8 protein-coding genes and 1 tRNA gene are annotated in these 15828 nt (G+C 70.4%); all 9 read left to right on the forward strand.

The annotated features are described in order from the left end of the window. Positions 1-195: 195 nt before the first annotated feature. The 9 genes from ACFRMN_RS22525 (at position 196) to ACFRMN_RS22565 (ending at position 15697) form a co-directional block, all read left to right on the forward strand. Positions 196-2607, forward strand: a complete 2412-nt coding sequence (locus tag ACFRMN_RS22525; protein WP_383022257.1) for a sodium-translocating pyrophosphatase — start codon at positions 196-198, stop codon at positions 2605-2607. Between the two features lie 314 nt (positions 2608-2921). After that, positions 2922-3509 (forward strand): small secreted protein, encoded by a 588-nt coding sequence (locus ACFRMN_RS22530; RefSeq protein WP_383022259.1) that lies wholly within the window; start codon positions 2922-2924, stop codon positions 3507-3509. Positions 3510-3650: 141 nt separating this feature from the next. Next, positions 3651-5156: a methyltransferase gene (locus ACFRMN_RS22535; protein WP_383022261.1), complete on the forward strand. Its 1506-nt coding sequence runs from the start codon at positions 3651-3653 to the stop codon at positions 5154-5156. Between the two features lie 251 nt (positions 5157-5407). Further along, positions 5408-5605, forward strand: a complete 198-nt coding sequence (locus tag ACFRMN_RS22540; protein ID WP_382520991.1) for a hypothetical protein — start codon at positions 5408-5410, stop codon at positions 5603-5605. A 395-nt stretch (positions 5606-6000) separates the two neighbouring features. Beyond that, entirely contained in the window at positions 6001-8844 is a 2844-nt protein-coding gene (gene topA, locus ACFRMN_RS22545; RefSeq protein WP_383022262.1) for a type I DNA topoisomerase, read from the forward strand. A 135-nt stretch (positions 8845-8979) separates the two neighbouring features. Continuing rightward, positions 8980-12462, forward strand: coding sequence for a dTMP kinase (gene tmk / locus ACFRMN_RS22550; RefSeq protein ID WP_383022264.1), 3483 nt, complete (start codon positions 8980-8982; stop codon positions 12460-12462). A 182-nt stretch (positions 12463-12644) separates the two neighbouring features. Next, positions 12645-13850: a DNA polymerase III subunit delta' gene (locus tag ACFRMN_RS22555; RefSeq protein ID WP_383022266.1), complete on the forward strand. Its 1206-nt coding sequence runs from the start codon at positions 12645-12647 to the stop codon at positions 13848-13850. Positions 13851-13960: 110 nt separating this feature from the next. Further along, complete coding sequence (locus tag ACFRMN_RS22560; protein ID WP_383022267.1) at positions 13961-15526, forward strand: alpha/beta hydrolase; 1566 nt, start codon at positions 13961-13963, stop codon at positions 15524-15526. Between the two features lie 97 nt (positions 15527-15623). Beyond that, a tRNA-Thr gene (locus ACFRMN_RS22565) sits at positions 15624-15697 on the forward strand. The last annotated feature ends 131 nt before the right edge of the window (positions 15698-15828 follow it).

Raw genomic sequence — 15828 nt, forward strand, 5'->3', positions numbered from 1 at the left:
TCCAGGAAGGCCCTGCTGAGCAGGGCCTTTCTCTTTTCCATCGGATTATCGATCACCTATTAACGCGCTTATCCCATTACCCATTCCAAGGTCATTCGATAAGTCAAGGTCAATTGCATGTGGCGTGCTCTGTTTTGATCAGGTTCCGCTCCCTACAATCCGTCCATCTTGAACGCTGAGCGTCAAGGAGGACGAATGGCGGGGCACTTCCATCCACAACTGTCCGAGCACTCCACTTCTCTCGCTGCCGCGATACTCACGGACGACAACCGCGTCATCGTGATCGTCATCGCGGTCGTCGCGCTGGCGGCGCTGTTCGTGGCACAGCTGCTGGTGCGCCAGGTACTGGCGGCCGGCGAGGGCACCGATTCGATGAAGGAGATCGCGGCCGCCGTGCAGGAAGGCGCGAATGCCTATCTGGCGCGGCAGTTGCGCACCCTCGGCGTATTCGCCGTCGTGGTGTTCTTCCTGTTGATGTTGTTGCCGGCCGACAACTGGTCACAACGCGCGGGACGTTCGCTGTTCTTCCTGGTAGGTGCGCTTTTCTCGGCGGCCACCGGTTACATCGGCATGCGTCTCGCCGTACGCAGCAATGTGCGCGTGGCGGCGGCCGCGCGTGAGGCGACACCGGCGGAAGGCGAGCCGGAGAAAGATCTCACGGCCGTTTCGCACAAAGCCATGAAGATCGCATTCCGTACGGGTGGCGTGGTCGGCATGTTCACGGTGGGCCTCGGTCTGCTCGGCGCCTCCTGTGTGGTCCTGGTCTATGCCGCCGACGCCCCCAAGGTGCTGGAGGGCTTCGGCCTCGGTGCCGCGCTGATCGCCATGTTCATGCGAGTCGGCGGCGGCATCTTCACCAAGGCGGCCGACGTCGGCGCCGACCTGGTCGGCAAAGTGGAGCAGGGCATTCCCGAGGACGATCCGCGCAACGCGGCGACCATCGCGGACAACGTGGGCGACAACGTCGGCGACTGCGCGGGTATGGCAGCCGACCTGTTCGAGTCGTACGCGGTGACGCTCGTGGCCGCGCTGATCCTCGGCAAGGCGGCGTTCGGGGACTTCGGGCTCGCCTTCCCGCTGATCGTCCCCGCGATCGGGGTGATCACGGCGATGATCGGCATCTTCGCCGTCGCCCCGCGCCGCGTCGACCGCAGCGGGATGAGCGCCATCAACCGCGGCTTCTTCATCTCCGCGGTGATCTCACTCGCGCTGGTGGCCGTGGCGTCCTTCGTCTATCTGCCGTCCTCGTACGCGGAGCTGGACGGGGTCACCGACCAGGCGATCCTGACGCACAGCGGTGATCCGAGGGTGCTCGCGCTGCTCGCGGTCGCCATCGGCATCGTGCTGGCTGCCCTGATCCAGCAGCTCACCGGCTACTTCACCGAGACCGGCCGGCGCCCGGTCAGGGACATCGGCAAGTCCGCCCTGACGGGCCCGGCCACCGTCGTCCTCGCGGGCGTGGCCATCGGGCTGGAGTCCGCGGTCTACACGGCGCTGCTGATCGGCCTCGCGGTCTACGGGGCGTTCCTGCTCGGCGGTACGTCGATCATGCTCGCCCTCTTCGCGGTGGCCTTGGCGGGCACCGGTCTGCTCACCACCGTCGGCGTCATCGTCGCCATGGACACCTTCGGACCGGTCTCCGACAACGCCCAGGGCATCGCCGAGATGTCCGGCGACGTCGAGGGCGCGGGCGCGCAGGTGCTCACCGACCTCGACGCCGTGGGGAACACCACGAAGGCCATCACGAAGGGCATCGCCATCGCCACGGCCGTACTCGCCGCGTCGGCGCTCTTCGGCTCCTACCGGGACGCCATCGCCACGGCCGTCGCGGAAGTGGGGGCCAGGGCGGGCGAGCTGACGCTCAGTCTGGACATCTCCCAGCCCAACAACCTGGTCGGGCTGATCCTCGGCGCGGCGGTCGTTTTCCTCTTCTCGGGGCTGGCGATCAACGCGGTCTCGCGGTCGGCCGGTTCGGTGGTCTACGAGGTGCGCCGGCAGTTCCGCGAGCACCCCGGGATCATGGATTACACCGAGAAACCGGAGTACGGGCGGGTGGTCGACATCTGCACCAAGGACGCGCTGCGCGAGCTGGCCACCCCGGGACTGCTCGCCGTCCTCACCCCCATCGCCGTCGGTTTCTCGCTCGGGGTGGGCGCGCTCGGCTCGTTCCTGGCCGGCGCGATCGGTACGGGCACGCTGATGGCCGTCTTCCTCGCCAACTCCGGAGGTGCCTGGGACAACGCCAAGAAGCTCGTCGAGGACGGTCATCACGGCGGCAAGGGCAGCGAGGCCCATGCCGCGACGGTCATCGGGGACACGGTGGGAGACCCGTTCAAGGACACGGCGGGTCCCGCCATCAACCCGCTGCTGAAGGTGATGAACCTGGTGGCGCTGCTCATCGCCCCGGCGGTCGTGCAGTTCAGTTACGGAGCGGACGCCAGCGCCGGCGTCCGCGCGCTGGTGGCGGTGCTCGCTCTCGTCGTCATCATCGGCGCGGTCTATGTCTCCAAACGGCGCTCGGTCACGGTGGACGGCGGAGGCGAGGGCGGCGGGGGCGGTTCCGGAGGCGGGAGCGAGAAGTCGCCCGACCCGGTGGCGGCCTCATGACGGCCGGCGAACGCCCGGTGAGCGATGAGTGAGCGCCATGAGTGAGCAATGAGTGAGCGATGGTCGGGGAACGTCCGGTGAGCACCGGCTCGGCTGATCACTGACGTGTCCGGATCGGGAGCGGGCGGGTGGCGCGGAGTGACGCGTGCCACCCGCCCGCTCGCGCCTGCCATGGACGGCGCACGCCCGGCGTGAGGTGTCTCTCCCTTGGTGCAAATGGCTGCAATAGGGCATGAACCAGACGTTCGGCGTGCGGTTGTCGCCCACTTGGCGTGTATGTTCCGGGGCCGAGAGCCTTGGAAGGGACCCATCCGGTGAACAAGAAGCTTGTGGCCGCGCTGTCCGGCGGTGCGGTGCTGCTCATGGCGCTGTCCGGCTGTAGTGGTGATGACAGCGACAAAAAGGTGAACGACTGGGCCAAAAAGGTCTGTGACCAGGTTCAGCCTCAACTGACGAAGATCGCGGACGCCAACACCTCCATCCAGCAGGCGACCTCCGACAGCAGCAAGCCCGCTGATGTCCAGAAGGCCGACTCGGCCGCCTTCCAGTCCATCTCCGACGCCTACAAGGCGCTGGGCTCCGCCGTGGACGGCGGAGGCGCCCCGCCGGTCACGGACGGCGAGAAGACCCAGACGGAGGCCGTCAAGGAACTCAACGCCACTTCGACGGCGTACGCGGGTCTCAAGACGAAGGTCGACGCGCTCGACATCAAGGACCAGGCGGACTTCGCCGACGGCCTCAAGGGCGTCGCGGACGAGCTGGACAAGCTCGGCAAGAACGGTGACCAGGCGCTCCAGAAGCTCCAGTCCGGCGACGTCGGCAGTGCGATGGCCAAGCAGGCCGGCTGCCAGAAGCCCCCGGCGACGGCCGGCGGGTCCGGCTCCCCGGCGGCCGGGTCGTAACCCCACGGCATCCGTTCCCGGACGCCCTCAGGCGCTTTCGGCCGCTCCGGAGCACGGTCGCGCGCGGCCCGCGGCCCGGTCCCCCCGTTCAGGGGGACCGGGCCGCGGGCCGTTGTCAGTGGCAGCCGCCACAATGAGTGGGTGAGTACGACCAGCCTTCCCGCGCCCGACCACTCGCCCCGACTCCGTGCGGCCCTGCTCGCCGCCGACTTCACCGCCGACGGCCTGCTCGATCTGCTCGGCGCGCCCGCCTACGCCGCGCTGGCCCGCAGCGAGACCGTGCCCGCGCTGCGCGCCACCCCCGGCGACACCCCGCTCGAAACGCTCGTACGGCTCTTCCTGCTCCAGCGGCCGGTCCCGGCGGAGCGCGCGGCGTCCGCGCTGCCGCTCGACGAGGCGCTGGCCGACGGCTGGGTCGTCCGGGACGGGGACGACGTCCACGCGACGGTGGACGTACGGCCGTACAGCGGGCCCGACGGACAGGACTGGTTCATCGTCTCCGACCTGGGCTGCGCGGTCGGCGGTGCCTCGGGCGCGGGCGGCCATGACGAGGGGGTGGTGCTCGGCGTCGGCGGCGCCTCGACGACCCTGGCCGGGATCACCGTACGTACACCGGTCGGGAGCGCGCTCGATCTCGGCACCGGCTCCGGTATCCAGGCGCTGCACGCCGCCCAGCACGCCACCCGCGTCACGGCCACCGATCTCAACCCGCGGGCGCTCGGCTTCACCCGGCTGACCCTCGCCCTCTCCGGCGCCCCCGCCGCCGAGCTGCGCGAGGGCTCGCTCTTCGAGCCGGTCGCGGACGAGACGTACGAACTGATTGTCTCGAACCCGCCGTTCGTGATCTCTCCCGGAGCCAGGCTCACCTACCGCGACGGCGGGATGGGCGGGGACGATCTGTGCCGCACGCTCGTCCAGCAGGCGGGGGAGCGGCTGAACGACGGCGGATTCGCGCACTTCCTCGCCAACTGGCAGCACGTGGAGGGGGAGGAGTGGCAGCAGCGGCTGCGCTCGTGGGTGCCGCGCGGCTGTGACGCCTGGATCGTGCAGCGCGAGGTCCAGGACGTGACGCAGTACGCCGAGCTCTGGCTGCGCGACAGCGGTGACCACAGGACCGACCCGGAGGAGTACACCGCGCGGTACGAAGCGTGGCTGGACGAGTTCGAGGCCCGTAAGACCAAGGCCGTCGGCTTCGGCTGGATCACGCTCAGGAAGACGGGGGCCGACGAGCCGTCGATCGTCGTGGAGGAGTGGCCGCATCCGGTGGAGCAGCCGCTCGGCGAGACCGTACGGGCCCACTTCGAGCGCCAGGACTATCTGCGGACGCACGACGACGCGGCGCTCCTCGCGGGCCGTTTCGTACTCGCGTCGGAGGTGGTCCAGGAGCAGGTGGGGCTGCCGGGCGCCGAGGACCCGGAGCATGTGGTGCTCCGTCAGCACCGCGGTATGCGCCGGGCGACGAAGGTCGACGCGGTCGGGGCCGGTTTCGCGGGGGTCTGTGACGGGACCCTGAGCGCAGGCCGGATCCTGGACGCGATCGGCCAGTTGATGGGGGAGGACCCGGTGCTGCTCCGGGACCGCACCCCGCGGGCGATCCGGCTGCTGGTGGAGGAGGGATTCCTGGAACCGGCGCCCGCGGCACGGTGACGTGCGCCGTGATGGTGTGCGCTGCGGTGGTGTGCGCTGTGGTGGCGTGCGCTGACACTCGGCCCGCGAGGGGGAGCGTCTGCCCCTTGGCTGCCTACCGGCCGGCCGGGCCCTCGGGCTCGGCGTGCGGGTGAAAGCGTGCGCGGCGTTCACCCGGAATTCGCGCAGGTGATGTCCCGAGGTGCCAGCCTCGGCCCCCGGAGACCTCGGCGCCCTGGAGCGGGTGCCCACGGAACGAGCGGGGTACGGACATGGAGAGTGGGCCGGCGATCTTCGCGGGGACGGCGTTCACGCTGTTCAGCGCCGCGCTGCTGCTGTGGACGGGGGCGCGCGTTCTGCACCGCGCGCCGGTGGCCCATGGCGTGCGGCCTGCGGCGTCCATCACTCTCGCGACACTCTCGGGCGTGGTCTTTCTCGCTCTCGGCGTGTGGTGCTTCGGCCGTATCTGAGGGCTTCCGACGTATCCGAGCCAGGTTCGGGGAAGCCGGACCGCAACCTCCGGCCGTGATCGATCCGGGCCCGTGCGCGTGTCCCGCATGCCGTCGGACCTGCACAGGACGTGCCGGGGGACCTTGATCCGGAACCGTCGCCCCGTACCCCGGCGGAATCACTGCCTCCGCTTTCCGGCGCGACGAGCCCGGGGGTCCGGGCGGCAGGAATGACTGGAGTCGGGTTACCGTTCGAGTGGCCGTTGCGGGCTTTCGCCGTTTGACACGGGGGCGGGTTGTACCGTCACACTCCGCAGCGAAGCAGCGTCACCGCTGGGCCGTACCGGGCCCCGCCAAGGCGTACTGCCGTACTGCCGTACGGGCCCACCGAGCGTCGACCGGAGAGAAGAGCGAAGTTGTCCCCGACCAGCGAGACCGCACACGGCGGCCGCCGACTCGTCATCGTCGAGTCGCCTGCCAAGGCGAAGACGATCAAGGGCTACCTCGGCCCTGGCTATGTCGTCGAGGCGAGCGTCGGGCACATCCGCGACCTCCCGAACGGCGCCGCCGAGGTGCCCGAGAAGTACACCGGCGAGGTGCGCCGCCTCGGCGTGGACGTCGAGCATGACTTCCAGCCGATCTACGTCGTCAACGCCGATAAGAAGGCCCAGGTCAGAAAGCTCAAGGAGCTGCTGGCCGAATCCGACGAGCTCTACCTCGCCACCGATGAGGACCGCGAGGGCGAGGCCATCGCGTGGCACCTCCAGGAAGTCCTCAAGCCCAAGGTCCCGGTCCACCGGATGGTCTTCCACGAGATCACCAAGGACGCGATCCGGGCCGCCGTCGCCAATCCGCGTGAGTTGAACACACGCATGGTCGACGCCCAGGAGACCCGCCGCATCCTCGACCGGCTCTACGGCTACGAGGTCTCGCCGGTCCTGTGGAAGAAGGTCATGCGCGGCCTCTCGGCGGGCCGCGTCCAGTCCGTCGCCACCCGCCTCGTCGTCGAGCGCGAACGCGAGCGCATCGCCTTCCGCTCCGCCGAGTACTGGGACCTGACCGGCACGTTCTCCACCGGCCGCGCCGGAGACGCCTCCGACCCGTCCTCGCTGGTCGCCCGGCTCAACGCGGTCGACGGCCGGCGTGTCGCCCAGGGCCGTGACTTCGGTCCGGACGGCCGGCTCAAGTCCGATCAGGTGCTGCATCTGGACGAGGCCAACGCGCGGGCGCTCGCCGCCGCCCTGGCGAACGCCTCCTTCTCCGTACGCTCGGTCGAGTCCAAGCCGTACCGCCGCTCCCCGTACGCCCCCTTCCGTACGACGACCCTTCAGCAGGAGGCCTCGCGCAAGCTGGGCTTCGGGGCGAAGTCCACGATGCAGGTGGCGCAGAAGCTGTACGAGAACGGCTTCATCACCTATATGCGTACGGACTCGACGACCCTCTCGGACACCGCCGTCTCGGCGGCCCGCGCACAGGTCACGCAGTTGTACGGGGCGAGCTATCTGCCGGACAGGCCGCGTACGTACGCGGGCAAGGTCAAGAACGCGCAGGAGGCGCACGAGGCGATCCGCCCCTCGGGCGACCGGTTCCGTACCCCCGCCGAGACCGGACTGACCGGCGACCAGTTCAAGCTCTACGAGCTGATCTGGAAGCGGACCGTCGCCTCCCAGATGAAGGACGCGGTCGGCAACAGCGTCACCGTCAAGATCGGTGGCAGGTCGAGCGACGGCCGGGACGCGGAATTCTCCGCCTCCGGCAAGACGATCACGTTCCACGGCTTCATGAAGGCGTACGTCGAGGGCGCGGACGACCCGAACGCGGAGCTGGACGACCGCGAGCGCCGGCTGCCGCAGGTCGCGGAGGGCGACGCGCTCTCCGCCGAGGAGCTTTCGGTCGACGGCCACGCGACGAAGCCGCCGGCCAGGTACACCGAAGCCTCGCTGGTCAAGGAGTTGGAAGAGCGGGAGATCGGCCGTCCGTCGACCTACGCCTCGATCATCGGCACGATCCTCGACCGAGGCTATGTGTTCAAGAAGGGCACGGCGCTCGTCCCGTCCTTCCTCTCCTTCGCCGTGGTCAACCTGCTGGAGACGCACTTCGGCCGACTGGTCGACTACGACTTCACGGCCAAGATGGAGGACGACCTCGACCGCATCGCGCAGGGCGAGGCCCAGGCCGTGCCGTGGCTGCGGCGCTTCTACTTCGGCGAGGGCGACGACCACAACGCGGGGGTCGCGTCGGGCGCCGGGAACGGCGACGGCGACCACCTCGGCGGCCTCAAGGAACTGGTCACGGACCTCGGCGCGATCGACGCCCGGGAGATCTCCTCGTTCCCCGTCGGCGACGGGATCATGCTGCGCGTCGGGCGGTACGGCCCGTATGTCGAGCGTGGCGAGAAGGACGAGGAGGGCCACCAGCGCGCCGATGTGCCGGAGGACCTTGCGCCCGACGAGCTGACGGTCGAGTACGCCGAGGAGCTGCTGGCCAAGCCCAGCGGCGACTTCGAGCTGGGCGCGGACCCGGAGACCGGCAATCAGATCGTGGCCAAGGACGGCCGTTACGGGCCGTACGTCACCGAGATCCTGCCGGACGGCACCCCGAAGACCGGCAAGAACGCGGTCAAGCCACGTACCGCCTCGCTCTTCAAGTCCATGTCCCTGGACACGGTCACGCTGGCCGACGCCCTCAAGCTGATGTCGCTGCCGCGGGTGGTCGGCACGGACGCCGAGGGTGTCGAGATCACCGCGCAGAACGGCAGGTACGGCCCGTATCTGAAGAAGGGCACGGACTCGCGCTCGCTGGAGAACGAGGATCAGCTCTTCAACATCACGCTGGAAGAGGCGCTGGCGATCTACGCCCAGCCCAAGCAGCGGGGCCGGGCCGCGGCCAAGCCGCCGCTGAAGGAGCTGGGTACGGACCCGGTGAGTGAGCGGCCGGTCGTGGTGAAGGACGGGCGGTTCGGCCCGTACGTCACGGACGGCGAGACGAACGCGACGCTGCGGACCGACGACAGCGTCGAGACGATCACCCCGGAGCGGGGTTACGAGCTGCTCGCGGAGAAGCGCGCGAAGGGGCCGGCCAAGAAGACCGCGAAGAAGGCGGCGAAGAAGGCTCCGGCGAAGAAGGCCCCCGCCAAGAAGGCGACGACCGCGAAGAAGGCGGCCGCGAAGACGACGACCGCCAAGACGGCGGCGAAGAAGACGACGGCGAAGAAGACGGCCGCGAAGTCGTCGGCGGCGTCGGCGAAGTCGGGCGAATAGGGCGGCGACGTCGGACGGCTGGGCCGCGGGGGGACGGCGGGAGCGGGGCGTTTTGCTGCTTCTCGCCCTCTCTGTCGCGATCGTCTGTTCGGACGGGGCTCCAGGGTTGTCACTGGCTCCGGATAGGCTGGGCGGATGACGCGAGCCGAGCAGCCAACGGTCGTGAGCCCCACCTCCGACTCCGACGCACTTGCCGCAGACTCACGAGAGCGCGCCGTACGATCCCTGTTGCGCCTTCCGCCGCTGCGGCGGCTTTGGGGTGCCCAGTTCGTCGGCGGGATCGGCGACGTACTCGCCGTACTCGTGCTTCTGCTGCTGTCGTTGCAGGCGGCGATCGCCGAGGGCTCGTTCGGTGCTGGATACCGGGGTGTGGCGTTCGCCGTCGCCGCCGTGTTCGGGGCCCGGGTTCTGGCCACGCTGCTGTTCGGGGCGGTGCTTCTCGGGCCGCTGACGGCGCTGATCGCGCCCAGTGGCGGGGGCGGGGCCAAGAAGACGGCTGACGTGGCTGACGTGGCCGGAACACCTGAGACGCCTGAGATGCCTGAGGCGTCCGGGGCCACGGTGGTCAAGAAGCATGCCAAGTCGACGAAGTCGGCCACATCGGGCAAATCCGCGAAGCCCGCGCGGGACGGCGGCCCACTGGACCGCCGCTGGACGATGATCGTCGCGGACGTACTGCGCCTCGCGCTCCTCATCGTCGCGCCGCTGTGGCTCGACTGGACCCCCGACCGCGCCCTGCCGATCCTCCTCAGCACGGTCTTCGTCGTCGGCGTCGCCGAGCGCTTCTGGACGGTCGCCAAGGAGAGCGCGGCTCCCGCGCTGCTGCCGGCTCCGCCGCTTGAGGGCGCCGCGGTACGCCCGCTGCCCGACCACCTCGACGCGCTGCGCAGGCTCTCCCTCCGTACGTCCTTCGCCGCCATCCCCGTCGCCGCCGCGGTCCTGCTCATCGCCACGCTGATCGGCAATCTGCTGGGTACGGGCATCGAGTGGTTCTCGCTGCACCAGGCGGCCCTCGGGTCGTACGTCGCGGCCGGGCTGTTCGCCGCGTCGGTGTCGACCCTCTACTTCCTCGAACTGCCCGACGGCCATACGCCCCGCCCGCGTTCCCCGCTCGAAGGGCTGCGCCGGGCCGTGGGCGCCGCGAGCGGCAAGGGGTCCGGCGGCAGCGGCGGCGAGGACAAGGGGCGCCAGGACAGGGGGCGTACGGGCGCGGTGCCGCTGTTCGTCCTCGCGTGCGGCACGATCGCCGGCGCTGTCGCCGCCGCCGTGGGTGTCTCCGTACTCCAGGCCAAGGACCTCGGGGGCGGTCCGGTCGCCTTCGCCCTTCTCGTCCTCGCCCTGACCGGCGGTACGGGACTGGGCATCCGGGGTGCCGCGAAGGTGCTGCCCGCGCTGTCCCGTCGCCGTCTGTTCGCGCTGGCGATCGCGGTCACCGGCATAGCGCTGCTGGTCATGGGCCTTGTGCCGGACATGGCTACCGTGCTGTTCCTGGCACTGTTCGCGGGCTTCACGGCCGGTGTCGCGGCGAATACTGGACACACCCTTATCGATCTGGAGACGGAGGAGTACCGTCGTAATCGGGTCACCGAGCACCTACAGGCTGTAGCCAGGGTGTTTGTCGGGCTCGGTGTGGTCGTCGCTCCCCTCGTCGCGGCGGCCATCGGCCCGCACCGCCTCGCCGGTGGCAACTCCGTCTTCGCGCACGACGGAGCGGCCTTCACGCTGATACTGGTCGGCGCGCTGCTGCTGCCCGTGGCGGCCGTCGTTCTCGCCAAGACGGACGACCGGTCCGGTGTGCCGCTGCGTCGCGATCTGCGCGACGCGCTGCGTGGCGGAGCCGACCCGGCGCAGGCCCCGGCCGCGACCGGCTTCTTCCTCGCGATAGAAGGCGGCGACGGCGCCGGAAAGTCGACCCAGGTCGAAGCGCTCGCCGACTGGATCCGGGCCAAGGGCCATGAAGTGGTGGTCACGCGCGAGCCGGGCGCCACCCCGGTGGGCAAGCGGCTGCGCTCGATCCTGCTGGATGTGTCGAGTGCCGGTCTGTCGAATCGCGCCGAGGCCCTGCTGTACGCCGCCGACCGCGCCGAGCATGTCGATTCGGTCGTCCGTCCGGCGCTGGAGCGCGGCGCGATCGTCATCTCCGACCGCTACATCGATTCGTCCGTGGCCTACCAGGGCGCGGGCCGTGATCTTTCGCCGACCGAGATCGCCCGTATCTCACGCTGGGCGACGGACGGGCTCGTACCGCATCTGACGGTGCTGCTCGACGTCTCCCCGGAGACGGCGCGCGAGCGGTTCACGGAGGCGCCGGACCGGCTGGAGTCCGAGCCTGCGGAGTTCCACCAGCGGGTACGGTCCGGCTTCCTCACCCTCGCCGCCGCCGACCCCACCCGCTATCTGGTGGTGGACGCCGGCCAGGAGCCGGAGTCGGTCACCACCGTCGTACGGCACCGGCTCGACCAGATGCTGCCGCTCTCCGAGGCCGAGGTGAAGGCCCAGGAGGAGGCACGGAAGGCGGCCATCGAGGAAGCCCGCCGCAGGGCCGAGGAAGAGGCCGCGCGCAAGGCGGAGGAGGAGCGGCTGGAGCGCGAGAGGCAGGCGCAGCTCGCCAAGCTGCGTGCCGAGGAGGAGGAGCGCAAGCGCCGCGAGCTGGAGGAGGCGCGGCAGCGCGAGGCCGAGCGGCAGGCGGAGGAGGCCAGGCAGCGCGCCGAGGAGGCGCGCAAGAAGGCCGAGGAGGAGCGGCTGCGGCGCGAGGCCGAGGAGCGGGCGTACGAGGCGGAGCAGGCGCGCCTCAGGCGACAGGCCCAGGAAGAGGCCAGGCTCCGGGCGGAGGCCGAGGAGCGCCGCCGCGAGAAGCAGCGCAAGGCGGAGGAGGCGCTGCTGCGGGCCGAGGAGGCGCGGCGGCTCGCGGAGCAGGCGGCGGCCGAGGCGGCTTCGGCCGCGGCCCCGGGGGTCTCTCCGAACGAGATCACGGTCCCCACGCCCCTCGTCAAGCAGCCGGAGGCCACGAAGCCGGAAGTCGCGAAGCCGGAGGGCACGAAGTCGGAGGGCACGAAGTCGGAAGTCGCGCCGGACGAGGTGACGCAGGAGGTCCCGGCGGTACGTCCGGCGGATCCGGACGAGACGGCTGTCATTCCGCAGGTGCCGGATCCGGATCGGCCTGCCGAACGGGGTGAGCGGGGCGACCGTACGGACAGGGCGGCCGAGGAGACGACGCTGCTCCCGCCGGTACGGGACGACGGGCACGGCGACGCGCGGGGTACGAACGCACGGGGTACGGGTGACTCGGGGGGCAGCCGGGACGCCCGCGCGGCCGACGAGACCGCCGTACTCCCGCCCGTACCGAACGCCGATCCGGCCGACCGGGTGCCCCGGGGCTTCTTCCGGGACGACGCGCGGCCGTCGCCCGCCGAGGGCGGTAACGAGCGCACGCGGGAACTGCCGCAGGTCAACCCGGAGGCGCATCGGGAGGGTGGTCAGGAACGTACGCCCGAGCGCCCGCGCCGCCGCTCCGACTGGGCGGAGGAGACTCCGTTGGACGACCTTCCGACCCTGGCGGACGAACTGCTCGGCCCGCATGACGACGCTGACGACCACGGCGGCGGGCGCCGCCGCTAGCAGGACCGGCCGGGCTGCCTGGGCCGACTGGACTGCCTGGGCCGGCCGGGCTGCCTGGGCTGTCGGCTGGAGACCGCCCGGGCTGTCGGCTGGACGGCGGGCACTGTCAGACCCCGGCCCCACAATGGGATCCGGGGCTCACGCTGGTGGGGCCCGCACACGCATGGAGGTGGTGACGGCGCATGACCGTATGGGACGACTTGGTCGGGCAGGACCGCGTTCGGGCGACGCTCGCCGCCGCCGCTCGTGACGCGGACGCGCGCGTGACCGCCGAGGCGGCGGGTACCCAGCCGCCGGAGGCGTCGAAGATGACGCACGCCTGGCTGTTCACCGGGCCGCCCGGTTCGGGCAGGTCCACCGCGGCCCGTGCCTTCGCCGCCGCTCTGCAGTGCACCAGTCCGGACCGGGCGCTCGGCGGTGAGCCGGGCTGCGGGTTCTGCGACGGCTGCCACACGAGCCTGATCGGTACGCACGCCGACGTGGACATCATCCGTACCGATCTGCTCTCGATCGGTGTCAAGGAGACCCGTGAGCTGGTCCGTCGCGCCCAGCTCGCGCCGGCCGGCGGACGCTGGCAGGTCAATGTGCTTGAGGACGCCGACCGCCTCACCGAGGGTGCGGGAAACGTCCTGCTCAAGGGGGTGGAGGAGCCGGCGCCCCGTACGGTCTGGCTGCTCTGCGCGCCCTCCCTGGAAGACGTCCTGCCCACGATCCGTTCGCGCTGCCGCCACCTCGTGCTGCGTACTCCGCCCGTGGAAGCCGTCGCCGATGTCCTGATCCGGCGCGACGGCATCGAGCCCGAGGCCGCCCATGCCGCCGCCAACGCCACTCAGGGGCATATCGGCCGGGCCCGCCGTCTCGCCACCGATGAACGGGCGCGGGCCCGCCGCGCCACCGTTCTCAAGATGCCGCTGCGTGTGGACGACATCGGCGGCTGTCTCAGGGCGGCGCAGGAGCTGATCGACGCCGCCACGGAGGACGCCAAGCAGGTCGCCGAGGATGTCGACGTCAAGGAGACCGAGGACATGAAGGCCGCGCTCGGCGCCTCGGCGGGCGGCCGGATGCCCCGGGGCACGGCGGGCGTGATGAAGGAGCTGGCCGACCGCCAGAAGCGCCGTTCCACCCGTACCCAGCGGGACAGCCTGGATCTGGCCCTCACCGATCTGACCGGCTTCTACCGCGATGTGCTGGCCATCCAGCTGGGCTCCCGCGTCGCGCTCGCCAATGGGGACGTACGGGACGCGCTGGACCGGGTCGTCCGTGCCTCGACGCCCGAGCGGACGCTGCGCCGGATAGAGGCGATCGTCGCCTGCCGCCAGGCGCTGGACCGCAATGTGGCGCCGCTGCTGGCGGTGGAGGCGATGGCGGTCTCGCTGCGGGCGGGCTGACGGTTCGGAGCCGTGGACAGCCTGACCGTACGAGCGGGCCGATTGTCCGGGGAATCACCCGTACGAGCATGGACGGGCGGCGCACACGATCCGGCGGTTAGGCTCCCTGAATGGACACCAGGCGCCTGTTCCGTATCACCGCTACCGCGTTCGTGGCGGCCGGTCTGCTGATCTCCGGCTGCAGCTCCGGCGGTTCCTCGTCGGAGGCATCGCCTTCGGGCGCGGATTCGGCCGCGGATTCGGGCTCCGGCGCGGTGTCCATCGACCCTGCCACGCTGAAGAAGTACTACGACCAGAAGCTCACGTGGCGCGCGTGCGGAGCCCCCGGTTTCGAGTGCGCCACGATGAAGGCGCCGCTCGACTACACGAAGCCGGACGGGACCCGGATCGACCTGGCCGTCTCCCGTAAGAAGGCCACGGGACCCGGCAAGCGCCTCGGCTCCCTCATGGTCAACCCGGGCGGTCCCGGCGGCTCGGCCATCGGCTATCTCCAGGCGTACGCGGGCATCGGCTACCCGGCGCAGGTCCGCGCCCAGTACGACATGGTGGCCATCGACCCGCGCGGTGTCGCCCGCAGCGAGCCTGTCACATGCCTCACGGGCAAGGAGATGGACGCGTACACCCAGGTCGACCAGACGCCCGACGACCAGGCCGAGACCGCGAAGCTGGCCGCGTCCTTCAAGAAGTTCGCCCAGGGCTGCGAGAGGCGCTCCGGCGCGATCCTCCCGCATGTGTCCACGGTCGAGGCGGCCCGTGACATGGACATCTTCCGTACCGCGCTGGGCGACCAGAAGCTGTCGTACGTCGGGGCGTCGTACGGCACCTTCCTCGGCGCGACATACGCCGAACTGTTCCCGAAGCGCACCGGCCGCCTCGTCCTCGACGGCGCGATGGACCCGTCCCTCCCGGCCCGCGAGCTGAACCGCGATCAGACGGCGGGCTTCGAGACGGCCTTCCGGTCCTTCGCCGAGGACTGCGTCAAACAGTCCGACTGCCCCCTCGGCACGAAGTCCGCGGCCGACGTCTCGAATCGTATGAAGACCTTCTTCGCCACACTGGACGCCAAGCCCGTCCCGACCGGTCAAAGCCGCCCCCTGGGCGAGTCGCTCGCCACGACCGGCGTGATCGCCGCGATGTACGACGAGTCCGCCTGGCCCCAGCTCCGCCAGGCCCTCGCCGGCGCTATGAAGGGCGACGGCGCGGCCCTGCTCTCCCTCGCCGACTCGTACTACGAGCGCGACAGCGACGGCGCGTACGCCAACCTGATGTACGCCAACTCCGCCGTGAACTGCCTGGACCTCCCGCCGGCCTTCAGCGGCCCCGAAGAGGTCACCCGAGCGCTCCCCTCCTTCGAACAGGCTTCCCCGGTCTTCGGTAAGGGCCTGGCCTGGGCCTCCCTGAACTGCAGCTACTGGCCCACCAAGGCCACTGGCTCCCCCCACCGCATCGAGGCGAAGGGCGCGGCCCCGATCGTCGTGGTCGGCACCACCCGCGACCCGGCGACCCCGTACAAGTGGGCCCAGTCCCTGGCCGCCCAGCTCTCCTCCGGCACCCTCCTCACCTACAACGGGGACGGCCACACGGCGTACGGCCGCGGCAGCGACTGCATCGACACGGCGATCAACACGTACCTCCTGGAGGGCACACCCCCGACGGACGGCAAGAAGTGCTCCTGACCTGCGGGAAGACCCCCGCGGGAGGCGTGTGCGGAGCACCCTCCAAAACTGTGTAGACTTGGCCGCGCTGCTGATCGCACCATGGTGCGGAAGGCGCGCCGCCTTAGCTCAGTTGGCCAGAGCAACGCACTCGTAATGCGTAGGTCTCGGGTTCGAATCCCGAAGGCGGCTCGGATTAACCCCAGGACTCACTCGCCGTGACCTGGGGTTTTTCATCTACTCGGCTAGAGATCGGGGTCAACCGGCATCTGCGGTCGGTGCATCGTATTGCGTAGGTCGTGCGTTTGCCCTCTGCGGACAGC

The organism is Streptomyces sp. NPDC056835 (assembly GCF_042789485.1).
Taxonomy (GTDB): domain Bacteria; phylum Actinomycetota; class Actinomycetes; order Streptomycetales; family Streptomycetaceae; genus Streptomyces.

Bases quoted from the DNA above. Each gene is read 5' to 3' on its own strand.
- ACFRMN_RS22525 (WP_383022257.1), top strand. From the start codon at position 196: ATGGCGGGGCACTTCCATCCACAACTGTCCGAGCACTCCACTTCTCTC.
- ACFRMN_RS22540 (WP_382520991.1), top strand. From the start codon at position 5,408: ATGGAGAGTGGGCCGGCGATCTTCGCGGGGACGGCGTTCACGCTGTTC.
- tmk (WP_383022264.1), top strand. From the start codon at position 8,980: ATGACGCGAGCCGAGCAGCCAACGGTCGTGAGCCCCACCTCCGACTCC.
- ACFRMN_RS22555 (WP_383022266.1), top strand. From the start codon at position 12,645: ATGACCGTATGGGACGACTTGGTCGGGCAGGACCGCGTTCGGGCGACG.
- ACFRMN_RS22560 (WP_383022267.1), top strand. From the start codon at position 13,961: ATGGACACCAGGCGCCTGTTCCGTATCACCGCTACCGCGTTCGTGGCG.